The 26344-nt window shown below is 37.3% G+C and carries 19 protein-coding genes and 1 tRNA gene; 15 read left to right on the forward strand and 5 right to left on the reverse strand.

Annotated features, from left to right (window positions below; translation table 11 throughout):
• The first annotated feature begins 74 nt into the window (after nt 1-74).
• The 5 genes from DK880_RS03615 to DK880_RS03635 all read left to right on the forward strand — a co-directional run bounded on the left by DK880_RS03615 (nt 75) and on the right by DK880_RS03635 (nt 7490).
• The gene (locus DK880_RS03615; protein WP_109997446.1) at nt 75-287 is read left to right on the forward strand and encodes a hypothetical protein; all 213 of its coding nucleotides are present in this window, start codon (nt 75-77) and stop codon (nt 285-287) included.
• A gap of 28 nt (nt 288-315) precedes the next feature.
• Nucleotides 316-1800, forward strand: coding sequence for a sodium:solute symporter family protein (locus DK880_RS03620; RefSeq protein ID WP_262494596.1), 1485 nt, complete (start codon nt 316-318; stop codon nt 1798-1800).
• Nucleotides 1801-1952: 152 nt separating this feature from the next.
• Nucleotides 1953-2651: a GNAT family N-acetyltransferase gene (locus DK880_RS03625; RefSeq protein ID WP_109997448.1), complete on the forward strand. Its 699-nt coding sequence runs from the start codon at nt 1953-1955 to the stop codon at nt 2649-2651.
• A gap of 168 nt (nt 2652-2819) precedes the next feature.
• Nucleotides 2820-6341, forward strand: a complete 3522-nt coding sequence (locus DK880_RS03630; RefSeq protein ID WP_162534178.1) for a sodium:solute symporter family transporter — start codon at nt 2820-2822, stop codon at nt 6339-6341.
• 207 nt (nt 6342-6548) lie between these two features.
• Nucleotides 6549-7490: an Rpn family recombination-promoting nuclease/putative transposase gene (locus DK880_RS03635; protein ID WP_204082299.1), complete on the forward strand. Its 942-nt coding sequence runs from the start codon at nt 6549-6551 to the stop codon at nt 7488-7490.
• A 237-nt stretch (nt 7491-7727) separates the two neighbouring features.
• On the opposite strand, the gene DK880_RS03640 is transcribed toward DK880_RS03635, so the two are convergent.
• A complete protein-coding gene (locus DK880_RS03640; RefSeq protein ID WP_109997450.1) occupies nt 7728-7937 on the reverse strand; it encodes a hypothetical protein in 210 nt (69 codons plus the stop codon).
• A 340-nt stretch (nt 7938-8277) separates the two neighbouring features.
• On the opposite strand from DK880_RS03640, the gene DK880_RS03645 reads away from it, so the two are divergent.
• A tRNA-Arg gene (locus DK880_RS03645) sits at nt 8278-8351 on the forward strand.
• Nucleotides 8352-8425: 74 nt separating this feature from the next.
• On the opposite strand, the gene DK880_RS03650 is transcribed toward DK880_RS03645, so the two are convergent.
• Entirely contained in the window at nt 8426-9028 is a 603-nt protein-coding gene (locus DK880_RS03650) for a BON domain-containing protein (RefSeq protein ID WP_109997451.1), read from the reverse strand.
• Between the two features lie 263 nt (nt 9029-9291).
• Between DK880_RS03650 and DK880_RS03655 the strand changes: the two genes are divergently transcribed.
• The 4 genes from DK880_RS03655 (at nt 9292) to DK880_RS03670 (ending at nt 11178) form a co-directional block, all read left to right on the forward strand.
• Nucleotides 9292-9759 carry an Hsp20/alpha crystallin family protein gene (locus DK880_RS03655; protein WP_109997452.1) on the forward strand — a complete coding sequence of 156 codons (468 nt, stop codon included), beginning with the start codon at nt 9292-9294 and terminating at the stop codon, nt 9757-9759.
• Between the two features lie 185 nt (nt 9760-9944).
• On the forward strand, nt 9945-10175 hold the full coding sequence (locus DK880_RS03660; RefSeq protein ID WP_109997453.1) for a DUF2188 domain-containing protein: 231 nt from the start codon (nt 9945-9947) through the stop codon (nt 10173-10175).
• 392 nt (nt 10176-10567) lie between these two features.
• Nucleotides 10568-10978, forward strand: a complete 411-nt coding sequence (locus DK880_RS03665) for a GNAT family N-acetyltransferase (RefSeq protein WP_109997454.1) — start codon at nt 10568-10570, stop codon at nt 10976-10978.
• On the forward strand, nt 10978-11178 hold the full coding sequence (locus DK880_RS03670; protein ID WP_162534179.1) for a hypothetical protein: 201 nt from the start codon (nt 10978-10980) through the stop codon (nt 11176-11178). Before DK880_RS03665 ends, DK880_RS03670 begins: the two co-directional genes overlap by 1 nt.
• A 310-nt stretch (nt 11179-11488) precedes the next feature.
• Here DK880_RS03670 and DK880_RS05605 read toward each other — a convergent pair whose 3' ends face one another.
• Nucleotides 11489-11620: a hypothetical protein gene (locus DK880_RS05605; protein WP_262494591.1), complete on the reverse strand. Its 132-nt coding sequence runs from the start codon at nt 11618-11620 to the stop codon at nt 11489-11491.
• Nucleotides 11621-11727: 107 nt separating this feature from the next.
• Here DK880_RS05605 and DK880_RS03675 point away from each other — a divergent pair, with 107 nt between their 5' ends.
• From DK880_RS03675 to DK880_RS03685, 3 genes are all read left to right on the forward strand, one after another.
• Entirely contained in the window at nt 11728-12477 is a 750-nt protein-coding gene (locus DK880_RS03675) for a sodium:solute symporter family transporter (protein WP_109997456.1), read from the forward strand.
• On the forward strand, nt 12455-12709 hold the full coding sequence (locus tag DK880_RS03680; protein ID WP_109997457.1) for a GNAT family N-acetyltransferase: 255 nt from the start codon (nt 12455-12457) through the stop codon (nt 12707-12709). The genes DK880_RS03675 and DK880_RS03680 overlap by 23 nt, the downstream gene beginning before the upstream one ends.
• A gap of 208 nt (nt 12710-12917) precedes the next feature.
• A complete protein-coding gene (locus tag DK880_RS03685) occupies nt 12918-16976 on the forward strand; it encodes a translocation/assembly module TamB domain-containing protein (RefSeq protein ID WP_109997458.1) in 4059 nt (1352 codons plus the stop codon).
• A gap of 97 nt (nt 16977-17073) precedes the next feature.
• Here DK880_RS03685 and DK880_RS03690 read toward each other — a convergent pair whose 3' ends face one another.
• Complete coding sequence (locus DK880_RS03690; RefSeq protein ID WP_109997459.1) at nt 17074-18327, reverse strand: dihydrolipoamide acetyltransferase family protein; 1254 nt, start codon at nt 18325-18327, stop codon at nt 17074-17076.
• Between the two features lie 12 nt (nt 18328-18339).
• The gene (mgtE, locus tag DK880_RS03695) at nt 18340-19734 is read right to left on the reverse strand and encodes a magnesium transporter (RefSeq protein WP_109997460.1); all 1395 of its coding nucleotides are present in this window, start codon (nt 19732-19734) and stop codon (nt 18340-18342) included.
• A gap of 675 nt (nt 19735-20409) precedes the next feature.
• Here mgtE and secDF point away from each other — a divergent pair.
• Both secDF and DK880_RS03705 read left to right on the forward strand, forming a co-directional pair.
• Nucleotides 20410-23295, forward strand: coding sequence for a protein translocase subunit SecDF (gene secDF / locus DK880_RS03700; protein WP_109997461.1), 2886 nt, complete (start codon nt 20410-20412; stop codon nt 23293-23295).
• A 32-nt stretch (nt 23296-23327) separates the two neighbouring features.
• Entirely contained in the window at nt 23328-26147 is a 2820-nt protein-coding gene (locus DK880_RS03705) for a putative LPS assembly protein LptD (protein ID WP_162534180.1), read from the forward strand.
• The last annotated feature ends 197 nt before the right edge of the window (nt 26148-26344 follow it).

Raw genomic sequence — 26344 nt, forward strand, 5'->3', positions numbered from 1 at the left:
TTGTATAGAGCTTCTGTATATTATAACAGATTGTATCTGAATAATTACGAACAATTCATTAATAACTTATCACAATGACACTATTCAATAATTTACCCCTTGTAATGGTAGTGACCTTCTTGTTATTGACATTAGCCGTGGGATTTTATTTTAGTAGAAAAACAACCACCTTCCGAGAATATGCGGTAGGGAATAAACAGTTTGCTACAGCTACGTTAGTAGCTACAATGTTGGCTACTAATTTTGGTGGAGGAGGGTTGGTGCGTGAGATAGAAAAAAATCCATGATATCGGACTTTATTGGATAATATTTCTAATTTTCGATAGCAGTTTTTGCGTTTGGATTATTAGTCGATTAGCAGTACGTATAAGACCATTTATGAAACACCTCTCTATGGCAGAGACCATAGGGCATGTATATGGTAAGTATCCAAGGATTATTACTGCTATATCCAGTATTTGTCGATCCATTATTAGTCTTTCTATCCAAATTGTTGTAATATCTAAAACAATTAGTATCTGTGTAGGACCAGTTGACTCCGGAGAAATTACAATCCTCGCTACCTTAATTCTTATTACTTATTCTGCTTTTGGGGGTATTCGTTCGGTTACTTTTACAGATGTACTGCAGTTTTTAACTTTTTCCATGATTATTCCTCTTTTAGCTTGGTTTCTTTTTATAAAAATAGGGATCCCAATCTCAGAAGTTATTTCTTTTTTACAAAGACAGGAAAAATTCCAGCTTAGAACTGTATTGCATTTTGATACTAAGCTAGCAGCTATGGTTTCACTGGTTTTATCTGGTATAGTGTATTATATAAAACCTACAACTATCCAGAGATTGTATATGGCTTCGGACCCACTTCAGGCCCAAAAAGTTTTCTCATATGGTAGTATTTTTAGTGTTCTTATAGAGGGTTGTATTATTCTAGTAGGTCTGTTTATTTTTGTTGAAACACCTGATTTACCAAAAGAAAAGATTTGGCCCTATATAATGCACAATATCCCCTCTACTTTTAAAGGTTTTTTTTCCATTAGTTTGCTAGCTATGTCTATGTCTACAGCTGATTCGTACTTAAATTCTTGTGCCATTATGGTTAGTCATGATATTGTGGGAAGTGTCCAAGGGATAAAAAAAACTTCCTATATCTATCAAATACGGATAGCTAGGCTGACTACTATAGTAATTGGCCTGTGTGCTATGTGTGTAGCTTTTTGGTGCAGGGATTTATTGAAATTAATGTTTCTAGCTATTGACTTTTCAATACCCGTAGTAACTGCTCCTTTTATATTATCGGTTTTTGGTTTTCGAGGTACTTCTCGTACAGCGTTAATTGGTATGGCTACAGGTACACTAGCCATTTTAGTTTGGAGCAAATGGGTTGAACCACTTGATCCAAGTATAGGTATAGATGGTGCTTTTCCTTCCATGCTAGCCAACGGATTAGCCATGTTAGCCGCCCACTACCTATTGCCGCAACCAGCAGGAACCGGCTGGGTACCTCCTGATAAAACGTACCAACAATGGCAACAAGAAAAGGAAAGAATCAAAAGGCGTAATAAACAAGAACGTGCCATTTTTTTTACAAAAGAAAACTTAGCCAAGCTGAAACCCAAGGCCATTACAACTGTATTTGTAGGGGTTTATCTTATTATAACTAGCTTAGTTAGCAGCTGTTATTACAACGGGCAAACAAAGGCAGTATGGGTATCTATTCCCTTTTGTATGCTAGGGGTTGCTTATATAGGCTATGTAGCCTTCTTTGCTAACAAAATCCCAGATTGGGCAATAGGCTTTTGAAACAATTTTTATGCATAAATAAAAAATTATCGGTTTTATAGCCTTATATAATATATTGTATACTTGGCTGTGGATAGGTTTGTAGTTGTTGTATTAACAGCTATTCACCATTCTATTACTTTAAAATAAAATTCACATATATCTTCCTGCTTATGATAAAGCTCATTATAAATGAATATAAAAGAAAGTGTGGTGATTTTTTGTTACGTTGGAAGCCCGAAAGTAAAAATCATAAACTTTGTATTGAGACGAAAAGATTTATAGCCTATACCTTATATTCAGAAGAAAATGTTTTTCAAATGTTCCCCTTAAGTATACAAAATTTGTATACCATAACTTTTGCAGATCCTATAGTAATGAGCAAATATAAATATGGATTACCAAAAACAGTTAAAGAGTTTGAAACTATGGTAAAAGAAAAATCTCTTTGTGCTTTACATGGTGATCCATTTGTTGCTTTTATAATCACAGATAAAGAGTCTGGTAATGTGATAGGATACGAAGAAATCGATAAAAGCGATACAGATGGCATTGGAGAAATTTCCTATATATTTAGTAAGCAGTACCATAATGGAGCTGGGCAAGCCTATAAATACGTAGGATATGAAAATGTTGGAGCACTAACATGGGGATATGGTGCCCATTTATACAGAAACGGTACCTTTGTTAATCCATCTAAACAACAGTTTAAGACAACTGTCCCATTTAAAGGGTTAATGGCTACTGTACGAACAGATAACTTTGCTTCTTCTAAAATATTGGAAAATTTGGGCTTTAAACAAATGGCTATCATTAAGAAATTTGGACATGAAAGATATCTATTTGAATTGGATTTTAATAATTTTGAATAAATATAAATATACGGACTATATCCACAAATTTATTCATTCAGGGTGATGGTTTTATTTTTATTATCTTGAGATTGTTGCTATAGATGAGACTTATTGCTAATTTAATATTTAATAACAATATAATGGGGATTTACGATGAATATTCCACTTATTATGGTAATAGCCTTTTTGTTACTATCATTAGCAACAGGGCTTTATTACAGTAAAAGAACCACTTCTTTAAAAGAATATGCAATAGGGCATAAAAAATTTACTACAGCTACATTAGTAGCTACTACATTAGCTACTACCTGGGGAGGGGGCCAGCTGGTACGTGATGTAGAACAGGTTTATGACCGTGGCCTTTACTGGATGATTTTCTCTTGTTTAAGTTTTGCTGATGTACTGATAATTATCCCCTTGTCTTTACGTATGGGTTCCTTTATGCAGCATTTTTCTATGCCAGAAAGCATAGGAAGTGTATATGGAAAATATCCAAGGCTTATTACTGCTTTAGCTGGTATTGCTTCTGCTATAGCAATTATTGCTAGTCAGATTAATGTAATGTCTTTGGCCATTAATAGATGTATAGGAACAGGGCATTCAGCATATACTGAATGTATTACAGTAGCTGCTACTTTGATTCTTATTCTTTATTCCACTTTTGGTGGCATTCGTGCTGTTACTTTTACAGATGTATTACAATTCCTAACGTTCTCCGCGATTATTCCTCTATTTACCTGGTTTATGTTTAGACAAACAGGGAAATCCATTGGTGAAATTGTTGCTTTTCTTCAGAATTATCCAAAATTTCAGCTAAGTTATGCATTTCATTTTGATCATAATCTTTTAATTATGTTATCGATGGTTTTAGGCATTGTTTCTTCCATAGATCCTACTACCATGCAACGCGTATACATGGCTTCTGATCCGAGGCAAGCTAATAAAACTTTCTTTTATTCTGGTATATTTAGTTTTATAATTATTGGCTGTGTTATTGCAGCTAGTTTATTTGTTTTTGTAAGTATGCCAAAACTGGCCATAATAGAAGTATGGCCTTATATCATGAATCATCTTCCCTCTATCTTCAAAGGGTGTGTTTGCATCAGTTTATTAGCTATGACTATGTCCACTGCCGATTCCAAATTGAATACTTGTTCCGTCATGGTTAGTCATGATATAGTAGAAAGCATAAAAACAATGAAGTTCCCTTATTTTTCTTCTTTACGGTTTAGAGCACGTTTACTAAAACGGTTGATTCGTTTAGTAGATGGAATAAATCCTATTCAATTGGCTAGACTTACTTCTATGATAATAGGTTTATTTGCTATGGTATTGGCTTTTTATTGCAAGGATTTGCTAACATTATTAATGCTAGCTTTAGCTTTATACGTTCCTATTGTAACAGCACCTTTCGTCTTAGCACTTTTTGGTTTTAGAGGCAGTTCCCAAACAGCATTAATAGGTATGATTACTGGTATAGTAGCTATTTTAGCTTGGAACCGATGGATTAAACCAATAACTGGTATGGATGGTTCCTTTTTTTGCATGTTAGCCAATGGTTTAGCCATGTTAGCCGCCCACTACCTATTGCCGCAACCAGCAGGAACCGGCTGGGTACCTCCTGATAAAACGTACCAACAATGGCAACAGGAAAAGGAAAGAATCGCAAGGCGTAATAAACAAGAACGTGCCATTTTTTTTACAAAAGAAAACTTAGCCAAGCTGAAACCCAAGGCCATTACAACTGTATTTGTAGGGGTTTATCTTATTATAACTAGCTTAGTTAGCAGCTGTTATTACAACGGGCAAACAAAGGCAGTATGGGTATCTATTCCCTTTTGTATGCTAGGGGTTGCTTATATAGGCTATGTAGCCTTCTTTGCTAACAAAATCCCAGATTGGGCAATAGGCAAATATGGGTTTATAAGTGTATTAGTTGGATTCCCGCTCCATCTTCTCTTTAGCTGCTTCCTATGCCAAACACTTTTAGTCCCCTTCCTTTTATTTTTTACCCATGGAACAGTTCTATTGTGGACACTTCCGTTGTATTGGAGCCTAAGAGTGCTAGCTATTACGGCAGGGGGTATGCTAGTAGCTATTTGTTATTGTAAAGCAACGGTAGTATGCCCTTCCCTCACACTATTATTGTCTATACTAGGGTTTGGCTTACTGCTTTTAATGATCAGTGTTTGGGCAAAAAATAGTATTGTACAAAAGGAATCCCGTAATCTTTATTTCCTGCAGAAACAAGCTACACAAGAAGCCTATGAACTAAAAAAATTAGCCTATAGTGAAGAACTGCCTATTGCTTCTTCCCAAAGCACCTTAGCCCAAGAGGGAACTATTTTAGAAAAAGCCATCCAAAATGTTACGCAATCTATTGCCTTTGTAGATAGTACCACTCCCTTCCTTAAGGAAGACTTCCAAAGCATCCTAGATAAATTTGCAGAATGGGCCTACTATTTAAAGCAGCGGGCTAAACGCCAGGACCAGCTCCTTTTACAACCAACGGTTATCCCATTAGAAGCGCTTATCGATGCAGGAGAGGTAGCCTACCAAAAAGAAAAAGGCTACTTACCTGGTTTATGGGTAGAAGAAGCCGACATTATGCCCGCTACGATGCTAGGCGATAGGGCGCAGTTGGTACAACTCCTATGCATGGCGTTTAGCTATGTAAGGGAAGCCAGTGCTTCCCGCTTCTCCCCTATTACGTTACAGCTGCAGTCTACCCAACTGCGCTACAAAAAAAGAGAACCGCTTGAAGAAAAAGAATCCCCTGATTGTATTACTTTCCCTGCATTGGCGTTGGTAGTACATACAGAAAATAAACAGATCCCCCTGCCTATCTTACAAACCATATATGACGTGGAAGGTCCTGCCGTTACCCAACCGGTGGTTTCTGCCCTATCTCCGCAAAAGGTAAACCTACACAAAGAAAAGTTAGCATCGATTGTGTATGCGCACTATGGGCTTTTGCTATGGCCCCATGCAGAGCAGCTGGTCTGCCTACTCCCCCTAGATGTAACCCAAGTAAGAGAGGAGATGCTAGCACTTTCCTTGCCGAGGGAAGCGGGTACGCAGGAGGAAGCCTCTATTACGCCCCATGAAAAGACCGCATCGCTCGCACAACTGTCCGCTTTTCATGATTGGGTGCGTTCCTTTAAAAATATAGATCCTTTTCTTATTGCAGAGATACTGCTCTTATTGCGGCGCTGCTATGGGTTTAAACGGCATGCATCGGGTCAGCTTTTTTATGTACGGGCCGTAAAGATTGCCGAGTGGGTAGCTACTTGGACAGATGGTTATGCTAAACTGGTTTATGCGACGCTGCTGTATGATTTGGTCCGCTATACCAGACTGCCGCTTTCCTATATCAAAGGTAATTACAAAAGGGGAATTTACTGCTTTGTAGAAAATACAATCGCTATCGATAGCCGAAAGCGTTTAGAAGAATCGCTGCTGGCTATTGCTAACCGCTTTAAGGAATCCTTGCAAAAAGAACATATTTCTGTACTCTATGTGAAGCTGGCAGAGCGGTTATATGACTTAAAGCATGCTTCCGGTTACAAAGATCCCGCCATTATACAAGCCATGGCCAAAGAAAGCTTAACCATCGATGTGGAGCTGGCCCAGCGCTGTAGAGAACCAGGTATGGCTATTCTTTTGAAGCAGGCAGCAGAGGAAGTATTGCTTATAAACAAACAATAGCATTCATTTGGAACATAGGTACTTTTTTAGGTAAGACATTACGTAGAGTACACATTTCTATTTTGTTATGTAAATCAAACAATACGTTAGGTGCAAACAATAGACACAACAAGTCAGCTTTGCAAGAAGACAATTTATGCTCTTTATACCCATTTTGCGTTTAAACCATAAGACAGTATGACCAGCCATCTAAAATAGGATGCTTTAATCAAAAAGATCTTAACGGATCAACTAGCTGCACAGGAATTCCTAGAACACTATTTACCAGCTGACTTTAAAGCGCTTGTTGATTTAAGTCAAATCACCATAGAAAAAGAATCTTTTGTTGAAGATAACCTTAAAAGAAAATTAACCGATCTCCTCTATTCCGTTAAAACCAAAAATCAGAAAAAAGCTTTTGTCTATGTATTAATTGAAGCACAGGTTATACCAGATCATTGGATGGCATTGCGCTTATGGAAATACATGCTTTTGTTATGTGAACGCAATAGGAAAAATAAAAACAGTTTACCTTTAATATGTCCCATTGTAATTTACCACGGCTCTAAACCATACCATGCACCCAGGAATATATGGCAATTGTTTAGCAACCCTGAACAAGCCCAAAAATTAATGGGGGAAGAGTATCAACTAATTGATTTACAAAGCATGTCAGATGATGCCATTTTACAAAAGAAACATTTGGCTATGTTTGAATACCTGCTCAAACACATCCATAAACGCGATATACTCAAATTATGGGAAAACGTATTTACACACTGCCAACACGCTCTATTAGTAGATAAAGAAAAAGGTTATATTTGTATAAAGGCTTTGGTATGGTATAGCGATGCTAAGTTACCGGAAGAAAAACAGGCGGCATTAGAACGGGTCATCTCGAGCCATTTATCTAAAGAAGAAACAGCTACGATTATGAGAACCATTGCACAAAAATACATTGAGGAAGGCAGACAGCAGGGGGTAATGCAAGGCATGGAGAAAGGTATGGAACAGGGGATAATGCAAGGTATGGAAAAAGGCATGGAAAAAGGTAAAATGGAAAGGAACCTTGAAATAGCTAAAGCCATGCTAGCGAATGGTGTTGAGGTCTCTTTTATTGCCCAAATTACTGGACTTGATACGGCTTGTATTGCTTCCCTTCAATTATAAATTTACAATAATTCATTCTAGTAAGAAAGCGGTTCCCCCTTAACATTGCATTATAAATAAGGTTATATTAACTTGCCCTATTGTAGAAGGGAAATAAAATTAACAAGGTAAACAAATAACCTGCATTGATTTCATCCCTATTTTGCAAGGTTTTTATACAAAAAATTCAAAATATAGTTATTGTATAGTATGAATATAATGATTTTTATATTGATTAATATATAAATATATAATACTTTAGGGCATACTACCTAGGGTAGTCATGGCTATATTCTTTACCATAAAAATAGTTAGATTAAAGCTCTTTTCAGCTGGCGTTAGTAAGGTATCGCTACTTGTTTTGCAATGGCATCTATAATAGTAGGGTTCCTCTCCTTGTAAAAAATAGATAGGGGCATAGCTACCTTTTTGTAATTTCTGTAGAACTGTTTCAACTGATTGTATCATACATATGTTTAAAACCTGGGTAAACGATGCTAACTTACCAATGGTTTCTAATGGGATGGCTTGTTTGTACGGTTGGTAGCTTCTTTATATATTTGTGCATCCAGGTGCGTAAATTACCCTTTGCTATATCTCATCGACCTTACAAAATACAAAAATATAATTTGTATATTGTCATATCAATGTAGGTAGGGCAGCTAATTATTTTTTTTTGCGTAGTTCCGCGGCAGCTCTATCGCTTCCCACTGTTTTTAAATTGGCTAGTTTTAAGTTGGCTAGGGTTTAAGTACAGCTAGAGGGGTAGGGAGTACTTTTTTGAAAAGGCAGAGTAGTATACAATTGGGCGCTCGTAGTTCAACCGGATAGAACGTCGGATTTCGGCTCCGAAGGTTGAGGGTTCGAGTCCTTCCGAGCGCACAAATTTTTCTAAATAAGCCCCTATAAGAGGTATAAAAAGAAATAACTGAAATACAATCAATTATGCCAATTGTTTATGTTATAGTTAATGCATTTGTTACCTCAGTAACCCCTTGTAATGACCAAGCAGCGTTTTCTGCCTCTTCCATTTCATCAAAATTACGCACACTGCCTTTAAGCATTACTTTATTACCAGCCACTTCGACTTGAATTCTACTGGCATCTATGCGGGCGTGTCGTTCGAATTCTTTCATAATCTGTTCTTTTACATTTCTTGCATCGATACCAACGCTGGGTTTTACTACGATAGTATTGACCACTGCTTTTACACCCCAAATATTGCCAACCACTGACGTAGCCGTATTCTTTTGATACTGCCATTCCACGGTTCCAGATAAAGTAACATAACCTTTCTCTACTACTATTTTAATAGATTCATCTGGTATCATCACATTTAATTTCAATGCCCTGGTTGCTGCTTCAGCTATCTCTGCATCGCTTCTTTTGCCCAATGTAGTAGGTTCTACTGTAATTTCATCTACCACACCTCGTACTCCAACTATATTTTTTACATTATTTTCCGCAATGGATTTTTCGATAAAGGTTTTGACGGTTCCACCGAGCACTACAACAGCATGCTTGCCTTTAATAGCAACCCGTAATATCAGCGGCGTCAAGTCTTGGCTCGAATTTACGTTTTTCCATTACAGTAGTATATAATTTTCCATTAGTTACCATATTACCTCCTTGTTTAAGATGGTTTTGATTAAATAACATCTAAACAAATTTGTATTTTGCAAAAAGTATGGCTCATTGTTGGATTACATGGATGAATGTATTATATTATTTAATCTAATAAATCTATTATTTTTTCCTAAGCTAATATTAGCATGAAAAGTTCAATTTATCAATAGCCCTAAAAATAAAAAAGGAGGTAGTTATGACATTCCATTTACCTTTTGTAAAACATAAATCAGATGGCAGCAATTTAGTTAGACGGGATTATTTTCATAATTTGTTTAATGAATTGTTTAATAATGATTTTTATACGTTTCCGACATCTTTTGCAGCTGGTAACGAAAAAAGCATATTGCCAAGAACGGATATTTCGGAGACGGATGCAGCTTATTGTATTGAAGTAGAGTTACCAGGTATGCAAGCAAATGATATAGAACTAAAAATAGATAACAATATACTAACCATCAGGGGTAAAAAAGAAGAAACAACGGAAGATAAAGACAAGAATTACTATATGCGTGAAAGATACTATGGCATATTTCAACGTTCTATAACCTTACCTAGTAATATAAGTGAGGAACACATAGATGCTCAATTTGATAATGGTATTCTGTGTATACGCATTCCCAAAAGAGAAGCGGGAAAAACAAAAAAAATTGAAATTAAATAATGAACATAATGAATTACAAAAAGTATTCAAGTTGTAAACATTTTTTACTGTTAGGCATATAAGCAATAAAAGTAGGCAGAAGGTTGCATATGTTATATAACGTATTTAATATTGTCCTATTAAGTTATATAAAGCTTAAGTGAACAGATTTTTGTAGAAGCATACAAAATATAAAGGAGGTTATTATGGTAGTACGTGGTCAATCACCAGAAGCAAAAGGTCATTTTTTTCATGTTACACACAATAAGGCAGATAATAAATGGCATGTAAAAGAGGTAAAAGCTAAAAATTTCGATACCTATGATTCTAAGGAAGAAGCCATTAAACGAGCAGAGGATCAAGCTAGAAGCATGGACCAGGGACATGTAGTGATTCATAGGGAGGATGGTAAATTTGATACCATTGAAAATTTCTAGTTTTAATTTAATTAATTAATAGATACATGCTAAAAATTTGAAACAGTGTTGAATGATTCAAACTTTTTAGCATGTATTTAAATATGTATGCTCCCTATTTCTTTTTAGGAAAATGCTGTTGCTTAGTTGGCTTTTCCCTTCCCAATCAAAACATAACTGTAAATTTATTGGTTTTATGCCAATAAATTATCTATACTTATAACTGTGGTTTAATAATTTGCCATTTATAAATGGCAAATGGTTTTTTTTTTGCTACTGACCTTAGTAGTAGGATTGTATTTTAGTAGAGAAGTGATTACCTTATGTACATATGCACTAGGGCGTAAGCTGTTTATTACAATCCCGTTGACTTTTTAATATAAACAAGGAGAACAAAATAAGGAGAACAAAATATGGAAATAACCTACACCTCTTGTCCAAGCCATTCATACGTTGACTTTTTAACCGATCGGCTTAATCAGGAGGCCCATCCGCTTCAAGCCATTACTCCTTTTGCCTTTTTTATAAAGGAAGCTAAGCATGAATCAATTATAGCTGGGTTAAACGGATTTCGGATATTTGGCTCGCTGTACATTGACCAATTATGGGTCGACCCTATCTATCGAAGTCAAGGGTTAGGTCGACAATTAATGGAACAAGTAGAGCTACTGGGGCGTAAAGAACAATGTAGTATGCTAACGGTTGCTACCATGAGCTTTTTAGGCGCACAAAAATTTTATGAAAAACTTGGCTATGTAGTTGAGTTTATAAGGGAGGGTTATGTCAACCAATCCAGTTGTATATATTTAAAGAAAAAATTATAATGGCCTCATTATACCATAATGCCCCTATTCGTATAGTAATAGCCTTCTTGCTATTGACGCTAGCAGTAAGTATGTACTTTCATAAAAAAACAATTACGCTACGGGAGTATGCAGTAGGTAATAAAAAATTTGCCACAGCTGTTTTAGTAGCTACCATGCTGGCTACTAAATTGGGGGGGGCACTATGCCTTTATATGTAGAAGAAATTCACAGTCGAGGTATTGATTGGATATTTATAGCCTTATCCACCAGTTTTACCTTTTTATTGCTTAGCCGTTTGGTATTGCGCATGGGGGGCTTTATGCAGCATCTTTCCATGCCCGAAAAACATAGGTAGTGTGTATGGGACCCCTATCCTAGAATGGTTGCGGCTTTATCTAATATCTGTAATTCTATTGCTGGGATATCCATTCAAATTACCGTAATCTCTAAAGCAATTGCAATGTGCATGCCATCATGTGCACCTCAAGCTATACAATAAACGGTATTCACTACCTCTGTTTAAATCTTCTATTCTTCTTTTGGAAGGATTCGTTCCGTTACCTTTACGGATGTATTACAATTTATAACTTTTACATTGATCATTCCTTTTTTATCGATCCTCATGATCCAAAAAATAGACAATCCCTTTGCCGATACCATTCCTTTTTTACAGAGTCAAACACAATTTCAATTAAGCAGTTTATTCCATTGTAATACCAGCCTAATCTCTACTATTTCCATGGCTCTATCAGCTTTTAGTAGTATATATGGAACACTCTAATATACAACGTATTTACATGGCTTCAGATGTGCTGCAGGCACAACGGGTTTGCCGTTATGTCAGCATTTTTAGTTTAATTATAACAATTTGTATTATTTTAATTAGCATAGCTGCTTTTATAGCTGCCCCTACTTTGCCCAGCACGGAAATCTGGACCTATATCACGCAGCATATTCCCCCCTTCTTTAAAAGATTCCTTGCCATTAGCTTATTGGCTATGACTATGTTAACTACTGATTCTGATTTGAATGCTTGTTCCGTTATAGTCAGTCACGATATATATGCAAGCTTACAAAATATAAGAAGGATGCCTGTTATAGCTTCCTTGTTCTTGGCCAGATGTACTACTGTTATAGTAGGTTTAACTGCTATGTTCTTGGCCTTTAAGCATAATAACTTATTAGAATTATTGTGTTTAGTAATTGATTTTTTTGTGCCGATTGTAACCGCTCCTTTTCTCTTGGCTGTGTATGGTTTTCGCGGAAGTTCCCGTACAGCGTTAATCGGGATGGTTACTGGTATAGGCACTATTCTAGCTTGGAATCGGTGGATTGAACCTATAACTGGTATCAATGGTTTAGCCATGTTAGCTGCCCATTACCTATTGCCGCAACCAGCAGGAACCGGATGGGTAGCTTCTGATAAAACCTACCAACAAAGGCAGCAAGAAAAGGAAAGAATCAGAAGTATGTATTTATACAATAGTTACTGTAATGGAAATCGAATACACATCTAATCCCAAGCATGAGGCAATTAATTACTTAATTAATCAGCTCAGTCAATCAGTAGAAAGAATTCCATTTTTGCGCCCTTTTTCCTTTTTTATAAAGAGCAAAGATAAGCAAATTAAGGCAGGTGTAAATGGATTTTTAGTATATGGTGCGATTTATACTGATCAATTGTGGGTAAGTCCTCAATACCGTAAACAAGGTTTAGGGCATGACTTGGGCCATATGGTGTGCGTTTAATGATGGAACAATAACAATTTTATGTAATCCAGATAGCTGCTACCGACTATAGCCTTTGTATAGCAATAAATATAGGAAGTGAAAGTATATTTATAAATGGCGTGATGGTTATCAAAGCGTACCCTACTATCCTTTTGATAGTACTATAGTTGTTTACTTTAAAGACTAGTGAGCATGATTTATAATACGCTACCAGCGTAAAAAATATATGGAATTTGTTATAAGATACTGCTTTAAATTAATTCGTTTTCTGTTGGGTAGCCTGGCGATGTTGCTGTTGGTGGGAGGGGTACTTCTATCTTTACCTGCTGTACAACAAGTTTTACTTCGAAATACCCTAGCGTATCTACAGACAAAAACCAGTTATCGGATACAGTGTGCTAAATTCCGATTTACTTGGTTACAGTATGTTACCTTAGAGGGTATAACAGTTAGAGATCCAGAAAATAAGCCCCTCATAGAAATGGATAGTTTTCAAGGGAAGTGCAATGTATTACGCTTTCTGTTGCATAGTCCGGCTGTTGTTGATTCCATTTCTATGGCAGGTGTACGGATTTATGTAGAAGAGCATGCACAGCAAGAATGGAATATAAAAACATTGTATACCAAAGTTATTTTCCCTTTTCTTCCAGAAAAAACAGCGGATTGGAGCATAAAGCAAATACAGCTTAATGACTGCCAACTGTCCTATAAACACCCAGTAAAGCAACAAACATTTGAGGTGACCCATTTGCAGTTGGCTATTGACCATTTCTTATCTGTTTCCAATGTCTATTCTGGTACCCTTACCCTATCCTATGAGGCAACCAATCTCTTCCCTTGTATAATAAAAAATTGTACAACGCACTTTGCTATGGCTGAGGATCGCATTATACTGACCGATTGTAAATTACATACAATGCATAGCCATATATGGGGTGATTTTAAATACCAATGTACCCATCAATCAGCACTTTGGAAGGCTAGTAAAGAGCCAATGACGCTAGAAATTCTATTGCATGACGCAACCCTTGCACCAGTAGAGTTAAGTAAAATTTCAAATTGCTTTAAAGGAACATGGCCTTTTCAGGACGCATGGCCTTCGAACAAGTGGAATGGGAGATGTAGGCTTGTAGGCAATAGGCAACAATTGCAACTAACAGGGCATGTTTCTACCCCTATTGGTTCTGTGCAAGCAAATGCTACCTTACAAAATTTAGGGAAGCAATCGCTAACCTATCAAGGTAAAGTGATGGTAGAGCAGCTCAATGTTTCTTTACTCTTTCCTAAGTTGCCCATTACCATGCTTTCAGCGGAAGCTTCTGTAACAGGCAGCGGGATTGGGAGCGGGCATACCTATATAGATGCGGCAGTAGCGGTAGCAGCTATGCAAATAGCTGCTTATACCTATAAAGATATAGCAGCTACTTGTAGCTTTTCCCCTGTAGGAATCAATTTTAAGCTGAATAGTAAAGATCGCAATGCCCTATTAGCGATAGCGGGTCGTTACCGTTTTTCCTCCTTAGCAGATTTGCAGGTAGAAGGTACCACTATTGCATGCTGTCTGGATAAGTTGGGGATTACCCCTCTTCCCTTGACAGTGAGCACAAAATTTTCCCTTCAACTGCATAATATAGTTGGAGGATACCCCCAAGGAAGACTCGATTTGAACCAATTTGTGCTGCAGAATGCGACAAAACAAGTAAAAAGCCAACACATAGCCATTCGGTTAACGCAAAAAGAAAAAAACGCGCTATTTACCCTATTTTCCCCTTTGTTGGATATGCGTTTGCAGGGGCACTTTACCCTTCCTGCTTTGAGTTATCACCTACGCTACCTTATAGAGCGGTTGAGAGGGAATCAATTGGTACTACCTGAAAAAATAGCTATACAGTATAGCTTGCATTGTAAAGCTATCACGCCTTTCTTAAATGGGTTCTTACCCGATTTTTACCTTTCTAAGGATACCTTTTTTAGGGGGCATTTTAGTTATGATAGCAGCTATCAGTTTGCCTTCTATTTGCCTAAGGTAGAAACTTTATGCTTCAATCAATTTCGTGTAGAGAAAGCAAAGATAGCGTTGAATATGCGCCATCTTATGGATCCTAAGAAGCGTTTTCTCCAATTGGCTATTGCTTCAGAAGCGCAAAATTGGTATAAAAAGTTTCAAACCGATCAGTTGACGCTTCAGCTATTAATAGATAAAGATAAAATTACTTTTTCTAATAAGCTATCCTTACTAAAATATGGAAGTAAACTTTCCGTGGAAGCTGCTGGTAATCTTGGAGAAACATCTATAGTTTTTCAACTATTACCTAGCAGTAAATGTATCATTAAAGATAAGATGTGGCGCTTACATATGGCGCAACCTATCCTATGGACGAAAGAAGGTATCTCTATTAAGCAGCTATCCCTCATAAACGGATCGGAAGCCATCTATATAGATGGACAGCTTAGAGAAGGGGAAAGCTGCCCTTTACGCTGTACGATACACAATGTTGCGGTAGATACTTTTTTGAAAGCGGTAGATGGCAACTTCAAGGCTGTGATGGATGCGCATCTAGTAGCCCGTTGGCAGGCAGGACATTTGGTTTCGAATGCTACCTTCCAGTTAAAAGCATGCACTATTGCATCACATTCAATAGGTGATTGTAAGGGTAGTATAGATTGGAATACAATAAATAAACATGTAAAGTTGGAAGGTGTACTGCAGGACTCAACTCAATCTGTATTACAAATCAGCGGTCTGTACAAGCCATTCCAAAAAGAGCATAGCTTACAATGTATGATTGCCTTGCAGCAAATGGATCTTAAGTGGCTTAATCCTTTGGTTGTACCTGTTTTTTCAGAAGTAAGTGGGAAATTAAGTGGTAACTTTCAGTTAGTAGGTACCCTAGCTGCCCCTATCTTACAGGGCAGAGGGCAAATAGAACATGGACAGCTAAAAGTTGATTATCTAAATACCATTTATAAAGTAGCAGGCCCTATTCAATTTCAAGATAATGTATTATACATTGATCGGCTGTGGTTGCATGATTTCCAAACAGGGCATGCAACTTTTTCTGGACAAATTGCTTTACAAAAAGAGTTCCCTTTGCGCCTCTCTGGGAAAGTATATGACCTTCACCTGCTCGATACCAAACAAACCTATGGTACGAATTTTTATGGTACGCTATATGCTACAGGTAGTATAACCATAGCAGGAAATGTAAGAAACTTGCTATTTACCATACAGGCAACAGCTAATAAAGGTACATTTGCAGTTGTTGCCAATGAGCAGAACAATATGGGTGCGCATACACAATTGGTACGTTTTATTGATAACCAAGGAGGTAAGAACCTAGATACTCGGTTGCTACAGCCGAAAGAGCAGGGACAACAGATCCCCATTCAATTGCTATTGAATGTAACACTACTGCCTTCTGTGCAAGTTAAGCTACAATTGCATCCCTACAATAATTATGATTTGTTACAGGGTAGAGGGGAAGGCAAAATACAATTAGAAGTAGGTACCCATCAAAAACTCCATATGCTTGGTAATTATCGTTTTCAAAGCGGAAGCTGTGCTATTTCCGTTTATGATTTAATCCCAAAGACATTTACTATTTTGCCTAGTAGTCAAATACATTTTAATGGTTACGTACAAGAAAGCATAGCAGACATTCAAGCATCCTATACGCAATTGGCTTCTATAGGAAACAGTAAATGTCCTATTCCAGTAGATATTTCCCTTTGTACTTATGGATCTCTCACAAATCCACGCATTACTTATGCGCTTTCCTTTCCCGATAAAGGAATAGCGGAAGACTTATATACCAATTTAAAAGAAATATCCTCAAGGGTATTATTAGATAAGTCCTATCGCAATAAGCAAATTTTAAGTATACTGATCACAAAACGTATTTGTGATGAGAAAAAAATAGGTGGATGGGATGCGCTTCGTGCTAGTATGAACGATCTACTGACGCAGCAGTTACAGAATTTAGCGTTTGTGCTAGATCGCAAGTTAGGCGTAGAAGCTGATTTAGCCATTGATCAATGGGGAGAGATTGATTTTCTGCAAAAAACAAGGGTTAAAATAAGCTATTTACTCTTTTCAGAGCAGCTTAAAGTATCCAGTACATTAGGGGAACATTCTAAATTTATCAATGATTGGGAAATTTCTTATAAGATTCCTAAAATGCATAACACGAGCATTAATTTTTATCAGAAACCTTTGCGAAGCAATCCATCACAACAAAGCAATCTTTTTGGTATTACGTTTACCTATTCCAAACGATTTTGGTAGATTTTATACATAATAATCACAGTATATCGTAATAAACCGCTTGTTTGTCTCATTTTTGCTGCCTGTAAGATTAAATCTTGACCGCTACAAGTTAAGCCTACCATTCAAGCATAGGAAGTATTTGCAATTCTTTTTTTAAGCTTTGTAAGAAGCCACCTCCTATGGCTCCGTCAATGATGCGGTGGTCATACGTATGGGATAAAAATAATTCATCACGAATGGCTATCGTTTCTTTACCTGCTGTATAGACCACAGCAGGGCGCCGTTCAATAGCCCCAGTTGCTAAAATGGCTACTTGAGGTTGTACAATGATAGGTGTTCCCATGAGATTCTCAAAACTACCTATGTTAGAAAGGGTATAGCTGGCACCTGTTAGTTCCTCTGCTGTAATGGAACCGTTCCGTGCTTTTTTAATTAATGTATCAATCTGTTGCGCTAAGGTAATAAAGTCGAGCGTGTTTGCCTTTTTAACTACCGGTACGAATAAATGCCCATCTGGTAAGGCCACCGCAAAACCTATATTAATTTGTTTTCTTTGGATGACCTTGTAATCAGAAACGACCGCATTCAGTAAAGGGAAAGTTTGTAAAGTACGGGCAACAGCTGCCATAAAAACAGGGCTATAGGTTAATTTTAGGCCATATTTTTGCTGGAAAGCTGCTTGATGTTGCTTCTTCCAGCTGACCATAGCTGTTACATCTGCACGTATGAAAGAAGTAACATGAGGAGCTACTTTCTTGGATTGTACCATTCTATCTGCAATAAGTCTTCTGATGCGATCCATAGGCATAACTTCATCTCCTGGTAAAGGTATTATTGCCTCATGAAAAAGACAGCTAGGGGAAGAAGCAGTTGAACAAGTAGATCGTTTAGGTAAGTAAGCCAGAAGTATCTTTTTGGTAATGCGTTTATCCTTTGTTTGCCCGATTAATTTTTCTAGTTCCTCTATTGGGATGGCATGCACCTTAGCCATATGCTTAACCAACGGCGTTAAGCGTGCTTGCTGCGTAGGTGGTAGTAAAACATTTGTGACGCCTAGCTGCTGGGAAGAGGGGGAAGCAAGCAGAGAAGGATAGGTCGTAAAAGAATCAGGTCCAGTAGATTGCGCATCCGTTGTTTCTAATAAGGCAATAGCGCTGCCAATGGCCACCACGGCACCCTTTTTTACCAATAGTTTTTGTATGATACCAGAACAAGCAGCTGGAATTTCTGCGTCTACTTTATCAGTGGCAACTTCTAGCAGTGGGTCCCCCTCTGTAACAGCTTCTCCCTCCTGTATAAGCCAATTGAGTACCACAGCTTCTACGATGCTTTCACCCATTTTAGGTAAATAGAGCGTTTGTATGGCCATAACTTTATTTTTTTAACTCGTGTTAACCTGATTAATCGGATAGAGCCAAGAAATAACCATAATAGCCGCATAGTAAATGAGTAGGCCTACTAATTCCACAATGGTATTAATGGCAGGACTAGCAGCTACTGCAGGGTCTCCGTTAAAATATTTGGCAGCCAGTGGAAGAGAAGCACCTATAATGGTAGAGCAGATAACCTGTAAGACAATGCTTAAGGCAATGATAAACGTCATTTGAAGCGTTCTATGTTCACTTGGCATGATATATATTTTTACATAAACCAGGAAGAATAAAATAGAGGCAAGTAAGATGGAAACCTTTAGTTCTTTTGCTATAATTTTAATCCAATCTGATAGGGTTACCTGCCCCCGATTGAGTGCTTGCAGCACGACAGATGCCGCTTGGCTGCCTACGTTACCACCCGTATCTGCAATCATACCTACATAAAAAAGATAGGGAATGAAATCTTGGCTTGAAAACTTAGTATGCGTAAAATAGTGGCTTACTATCCCTGACATAAACACGCCTACCGCCCATTTAACTCTTTTTTTAAGATGTTGTACGCTTGAAATTTTTAGGTAATCAGGGTCATCTTCTTCTGAATCAATCCCCATGAATTTATCCATGTCCTCTACCTGTTCAGCTCGGATAATTTCTATGGCATCATCGTAACTTACAATGCCTACTATTTGATTTTCCTGATTTAAAATGGGGATTACCGCTAGGTTATATTGTTCAATTTTCCTTGCTACTACTTCTTGATCTTCATCTACTGTGGCATATACAAAATTTGTGTCAAGAATAGAGGATATTTTTGTTTGAGGGGTACACAATACCAGCTGCTCTAAAGGGATAAAGCCAACTAATTTCATATGCTCGTTCACTACATAAATATAATAAAGCATCTTTTGTGTGGGGGCGTCTTCCCGAATTTTAGCCAATGCTTCCTCTATGTTCATAAAGTTCAAAACAGTGGCAAAATCTGTATGCATAATACCCCCTGCTGTATCAGGAGAATAGGAATTTAGCATAAGGACATCTTCCCGAACCTTTCTGCTTAAATAGGGTAACAAATGCGTCTGTTCTTTGCTGGGTAAGCGCTGATAAAAATCTACCCGTAAGTCAGAAGGCATGCAAGAAAATAGCTTAGCAAAAGTACCTTTAGAAAGTTGTTCGTAAAAGGCTATTTGTAGGGCACTATCCTTGAATAAGGCAAATAGCTCACCTTGACGGGTAATGGGCAGCATAGCTAATATGCGTAGGATAGATTCAATGGGTTGCTGTTCTAAAAAGTTGGCTACCTCTATAGGAGAAGCACGCTCTAAACAGTAAAGTAACTTTTTATTTTGCTGTTGCTTAAGAAAACGTGCCCATTTAATAAACTTATTCTCTCCTTTTTGTTTCATAATCGTAATGTTTTGTCTTGTATACTACAATCATGCTGGGTAAATTTAACTGAAAAAATTAGGTATCATGTAACCAGATTCTAAAACAGGTAAGAGAATAGAAAAGTATTAATAATTAGGTATTATTAGATAGTATTCATTCGATGGATTTGCACTATTTGTACTTGTTGCCGCAATAGCCACCCATTAAATAACTAGCAAATAAAAATAAAGTAAAAGTTTGATGTCAGCTAATTTAAGAGAATTTGATCAAAATAACCAATAAATAGGGAAATTATTTTAAAGCAATCCATCAGTAACTATTTAATTGTTAAATTAATTGAATAGAAAATACAGTTATTGTAACATAGATGACGCGTTATCTGTTGCTTGCTTATTGCACTGTATTACCATACCATACCCTTTAGTTGGTACAGTGTAAGCGTTATGGGCTTATACTAGGGTAGTATATGTAACATATTTTTATCAATATTGTTCGGTAATCGGTTTTCTTGCAGCGCATAGCTGGGAAGGAGTGCATTTTTTGGCATAGTCTTTTTTGTCCCTAGCGGGAGTTGGTTGCGGTATGGGCGCACAGGCATACTTTTCGAAAGCAAAGTCTATTATTTGGTATAATAGCAGAAAGCTATGTATCTTTATTTGTTTTCATATTATGCTTAACCTTATATAAATCTAATGCGTGCTAAAAAAATAGTATTGTTTGTAACAGTTGTTACTTCTTTTCTATCGTTATATTATCTTTCTTTTACTTTTATTGACTACCGCATACAGCGTCAAGCAGAACAGAAAGCAACAGATCAGGAGGGGCGGATAGATTTTGAGCAGCGGCAGGCCTATTTAATGGAAATGTGGAAAAAGCCAGTTTATAATTTATTAGGCAGCCACTATACTTATGAAGAAGTAAAAGATCGTTCGCTTAAGCTAGGCTTGGATTTGCAGGGTGGTACGCGTGTGGTGATGGAGCTTTCTCCCGTGGAACTTGTTAAAGCATTGGCTGGCGATAATGCGGATGCTGCTTTTTTTAAAGCACTTCAATCAGCAGATAAGGAACGAATGAACAAGCATACAGCTTCCTTTGCTAAACGTTTTATAGAAGCTTATAAAAAAATAGAACCAGAAGGAGATTTAAGCGATATATTTACTTCATTATCAAATGAAAAAGAAATTGAAAAAACCATTGATAAAGAAATTAGTCTTGCGTTAGACCGTTCCCTGACCATTGTACGTACTAGGTTAGACCGTTTTGGGGCATCCCAGCCTACTGTTCAGCGTTTGCCTATAACGGGAAGAATCCAGATTGAGTTACCAGGTATTACCGATGCACAACGGGTTAGGAAATTACTACAAGGCATAGCCCAATTACATTTCTGGGAAGTAGCAGAACCAGATGAGTATATAGCGTATGTAGAGTCTGTGAATAAGTTTTTGCTTGCGGAAGAAAAAGCGGCCATCTTAAAAACATTACCGCAGGGGATCCCTGAGGAAGAAAAAAACAAGCATATGCCTACCCAATCTCTTTTCCAGCGGTGTGCGCGTGCCCACTTCCCTTATACCATAAGTTATGCGGCCCAAGAGGTAGATCATATCAAATCTCTATTGGCTAGAGCAGAAGTACGTGCCCTATTACCTGCCCATATTACTTGGATGTGGGGGAAAGCAATACAAATACAAAATGATAGGAAGGAAGAAATTGTTACGCTGTATCCTATTAAACGTACTCCAGCGCAAAAACCGCTTTTAGAAGGCGATCTTATTACACGTGCCGAATCCTTACTGGATAATGGTAGGCCGGTAGTAACGATGCATATGAATAGCAGAGGCGCACATATCTGGAAAGAAGTTACAGCCAATCAGGTAGGTAAACGTATCGCGATAGTTTTAGATGATCAGGTTTATTCAGCACCTGTAGTACAGCAAGAGATTCCTAATGGTGTTTCTCAGATAAGTGGAGATTTTTCTCTTGAAGATGCCAAGGATTTAGCGAATATATTACAAGCAGGCTCTCTGCCCGCACCGCTTAAAATTGTTGAAGAAGTCATTATGGGCCCAACGTTGGGTAAAATAGCCCAAAATCAGGGGCTTGTTACAACAGCCATTGGATTAGCCCTGGTGCTGCTTTTTATGATGGTTTACTATGCTAAAGCTGGTATGATTGCCAATATGGCGCTCCTATTCAACTTGCTATTTATGGCAGGTATGCTAGCCCAATTAGAGGCAACCTTAACCTTACCGGGTATTGCGGGTCTTGTGCTGACCATCGGTATGTCTATCGATGCGAATGTGTTGATATTTGAACGTATTCGGGAAGAATTAGCCGATAAGGTTCCTTTAAAGGAAGCCATTCGACGTGGGTATGCAAAGTCTGCTAGCTCTATTATTGATTCTAATATTACCACCTTTTTAGTGGGCGTGATATTGTATTGCCTTGGTCAAGGTCAAGTTCGTGGTTTTGCTATCATTTTGATGATTGGCATTGTTAGCTCGCTTTTTTCTTCTATTTTTATTACACAATTGTTTTTTTCGTTCTATATGGAGCGTTACCCTGCCCCCTCTATCACTTTTGCTTACGGCAATGTAGCAATGCTTTTTAAACGGATGAAAATAAATTTTATTGCCATCCGCTATCGTTTGTATATTTTTTCCTTATTGTTTATAACCTTAGGGGGTTTTTGTTTTTACTATTGTAAAGGGTTGGCAGTTGGGGTGGATTTTGCTGGGGGACGCGCTTATGTAGTGCGTTTTGATAGCGCTGTAGAAGCTTCCTCGTTGCGAGACAGATTAGCTACTGAATTTGCAAAAGGCGTTGAGGTACGTACCTATGGTGCAAACCATGTGATGCAGATTACAACTAGCTATTTAAGCCATGATGATAGCCTTGCTGCTGATGAAACAGTAAAGGATAAGTTAGAGACGGCGTTACAACAATACGCTAAAGAGAAAGGTGAGGAACCCGCTAGCCATGCTAATTTTTGTATAGTTAGCAGTAGTAAAGTAACAGCTACCGTAGCGCAGGATATACAAAAAAGTGCTAAAAAAGCAATAATTTTTGCACTGTTTGCTATTTTTATTTATACCGCACTGCGTTTTAGAAAATGGAGCTATGGGGTGGCAGCTATAGTGGCGCTTATACATGATGCCTTGGCTGTTGTAGCCGGGTTTTGTATGGCGCGCGCTCTGGGCTTTAGTTATGAAGTAAATGAAGTTTTTTTGGCTGCTATGCTTACCATTATTGGTTACTCTATTAATGATACAGTGGTAATTTTTGATCGCATTAGAGAGAAGATAAAGAGTAAAGGAAACACAACTATTGTAGAGGCATCTATCATAAATCAGGCCATTGGTGAAACGTTAAGTAGAACGGTTATTACTTCTTTTACAACTTTATTAACTGTTGCAATGCTTTTCTTTTTTGGAGGGGAAGCATTGCGTGGTTTTTCTTTTGCTTTATTGTTAGGTGTATTGTTTGGTACTTATTCTTCTATCTGTATGGCAGCACCGCTTTTGACAGATTTAAGTAATAAGTTTTCTAAAGCTTCCGCACTAGCTTCAAAGCAACCATAAAAATAACATAGAGAAAAATAAAATTTATTTGTGTGACGAGATTTTATTGCTCAGCTGTCATTATTTTACTATCGTACTGGTTTAGTGGTATAACTATTGGAGCACAAGCCGCTGATACAAACCGCTATACTATGCGTGACTATAGGGGAAATCCTTCTATGGGGGGAAGTAATAACTGGTTGTATCCTCCTAAACAAGGGAGTCAATCGTATACCCCTTTTGAAGCATTCTCTAGAGAATCTTCGGTTTTGCTAGATTGTATTCGGCCTGAGCCTATTAAGAAAGATGATACGGTGGCCGTAGTGCAATATACCTCTGCAGAGTCAATTGTTTTTGATTCGAAACATAATGTTTTGTCTTTGTATGGCAAAGGGGTGTTAGACTATAAGGATATGAAGCTAGAGGCAGATAGGATTGCATTGCATTTGACTACACATATTCTTACTGCAGAAGGCAAGAAAGACCAGCATAACCAACTGGTAGGGAATCCTATTTTTACCTATAAGGATGTAACCGAAGATAAATATGGAAAGAAAAAAGAACCTATTACGCGTGTTTTTCATATGGAAAAAATTGAATACAATATCCATACAAAGCGTGCGTTGGTTTATCGGTTGCTTACTAAGCAGACAGATGCCATTGTAAAAAGTGAACAAGTTAAAAAGGAAAATGAAACCACTTTTTATACAGAGGATATGCGGTATACTACTTGCTTATTGGCGCACCCTCATTTTTATATCCGTGCTAAGAAAGCTAAAATGATACAGGATCAGCAGATAACTTCTGGACCTTTTCAATTTTACTTTGATGATGTTCCTACGCCGTTAGGTTTATTTTTTGGTATTTTATTCTTGCCAGGGAAGCGCAAACATGGTATTATTCCAGGGGAAATGCTAGTGGAAAATGACAATGGTTTTGGAATTAAGGAAGTGGGATATTATGTATCTTTAGGTGATTATGCAGATTTTAAAATTATAGGAAGTATTTATGAAAATGGGTTTAGATCCTTTAATCCAGAATTTCGTTATAAGCGAAGGTATCAATTTGAGGGAGACATAAATTATACCCAACAGCATGCGGCGGAAGAGAGTAATACGAGCAAGCGTTCTTTCAAATGGAAACATAAGACCGTTGCAAATGCCTATAACAAGCAAAGTATCAATATAGATATTGATTATACTAGTAAGGGTTATCATACAAGTTCCTCAGAGGAAAAAAAACATAAATCTAACAATGAATCAGTCGGTAATATACGGTATAGAAATAAAATAGGGCCTTTTGATTTAACCATTCCATTAAGGTATAAAGAAAAAGATCATCACTATATTGATCTCTTTTCTAAAAGTGGAAAGGAATCTCGGTATAAAAAATGGAACCTCCCTGAGCTATCGTTAGCTACTTCCTGGCGGCCTATTAAAGAGAGCTTTGGGTTGCCAGTTTGGTGCAACCAAATACGTTTGGATTATAATTTTAATTTTATAAATAGTTTACAAAACTTGAGAAATGAGGGCCATATCGGCAGTGAAACATTTCCTTCCACAATAGCGCCCTCTTCCTCATTTTATAGAACGTATGGAGCTAATCATAGGATAAAGCTTAAAACCATGTGCAAATTATTCAATCATTTCAATGTTGAGCCTGATGTTACCTGGGAGGAAGCATGGTATGGGAAAAAGTTGGCGCATATAGATGCCCGAAACAGCCTGGACCATCCTGGATGGCATAGAGTGTATACGTGTCATTTTGGATGTAAGGTGGATGTGAATCTTTACCAAAATTATTTTCAGAATAAATTTCGCATTGTTACAGTACCAGAATTTTCATTTATATATTCCCCAGATATACCTCAAAACCATGATTATTTTAAAAAAGTAGACGGGAAATCAGAACCAATGTATGTATTTGAAGGATGTGGTCCTTCCCCTGATATACATATAGAGGATAGGGCTGTTGCTAAACTTCGCTGTAAATTAAGAAATAGGGTAGATTTTAAAATAAAAACAACAGCAGACCCAAATATAAAAAAAGAAAATACCAAGCGTATTAAGTTACTAGAGAAGGTGGATTTTGGAACGGAATTTGATTGGCATAAACCCAAGCATCGTTTAGAGGACATTACGCTCGATATAGCTAGTGGGGAAATCCCCATTGGACGCATGTTGCGTGCATCGTTTGAGTTTGATAACCGTTTTGATCCTTATTTACCTTTGCCTAAAGATAAGGATGATAGCGAGAAAGAGGATACTCCTTTTGGGTGGCAGTATAAGGAGAAAAAAAGCAATGAATTAGCATGGGAAAAAGGCAAATGTATTGGGCAGTTGCGTGAGTCTACCTTTAGAATTAAAATGAATTTTGATCCCAAAGATCGTTCTAGTGAGCGCAAGCGAGAAGCAGAAAGGAAGCTGTTGCGTAATATTGTGGATGTAGCGGAGGAGGAAAATAAAATTGATTTTGATAAAGAACCTTTATGGCACTTAGGAGGGACGTTTTGTTGGGGTTATAAAAAACATAAGAGCTATGTATCAAAGAATGAATCCATTACAAAGGATAGATATATAAATCTGGATGGCAATATAAAATTAACGAAGTGGTTATTGAGTGCAAACACTGCCTATGATTTTGTGAAGAAGCAATGGAAATTATCTTCAACAAAACTATCTATTCAACGTGATTTGCATTGTTTTATACTGAAATATGAAATAGAGCCTTTGAGGGAATCAGGCGCTAAAAAGTATAAATATGCGTTTTCTTTAGGATTTAAGGCAGATGCATTAAAAAATTTAAAACTACCGAGAAAGAGGACTTTTGCTACGTTGGGAGATCAGAGTAAGCGTTTCTATGATGATTGGTAGGTATATAGGAAATACACTTGATTGTTAGTATAAATATGCCACTATAGGGTTTCCCTGTGCACTAATTTTACATGCGCGACCCAAATAATGCTGCCATTGTTTATAAAGTAAACGGATTTATTTGTTGTTTTGATGGAAATAACTGTGGACATTATTCCGCTTATGTAAAACGTAAAAAGAAATAGTATCAGGCCAAT

Origin of the sequence: Candidatus Cardinium hertigii (genome assembly GCF_003176915.1) — a bacterium.
GTDB classification, from domain to species: Bacteria; Bacteroidota; Bacteroidia; order Cytophagales; family Amoebophilaceae; genus Cardinium; species Cardinium hertigii_A.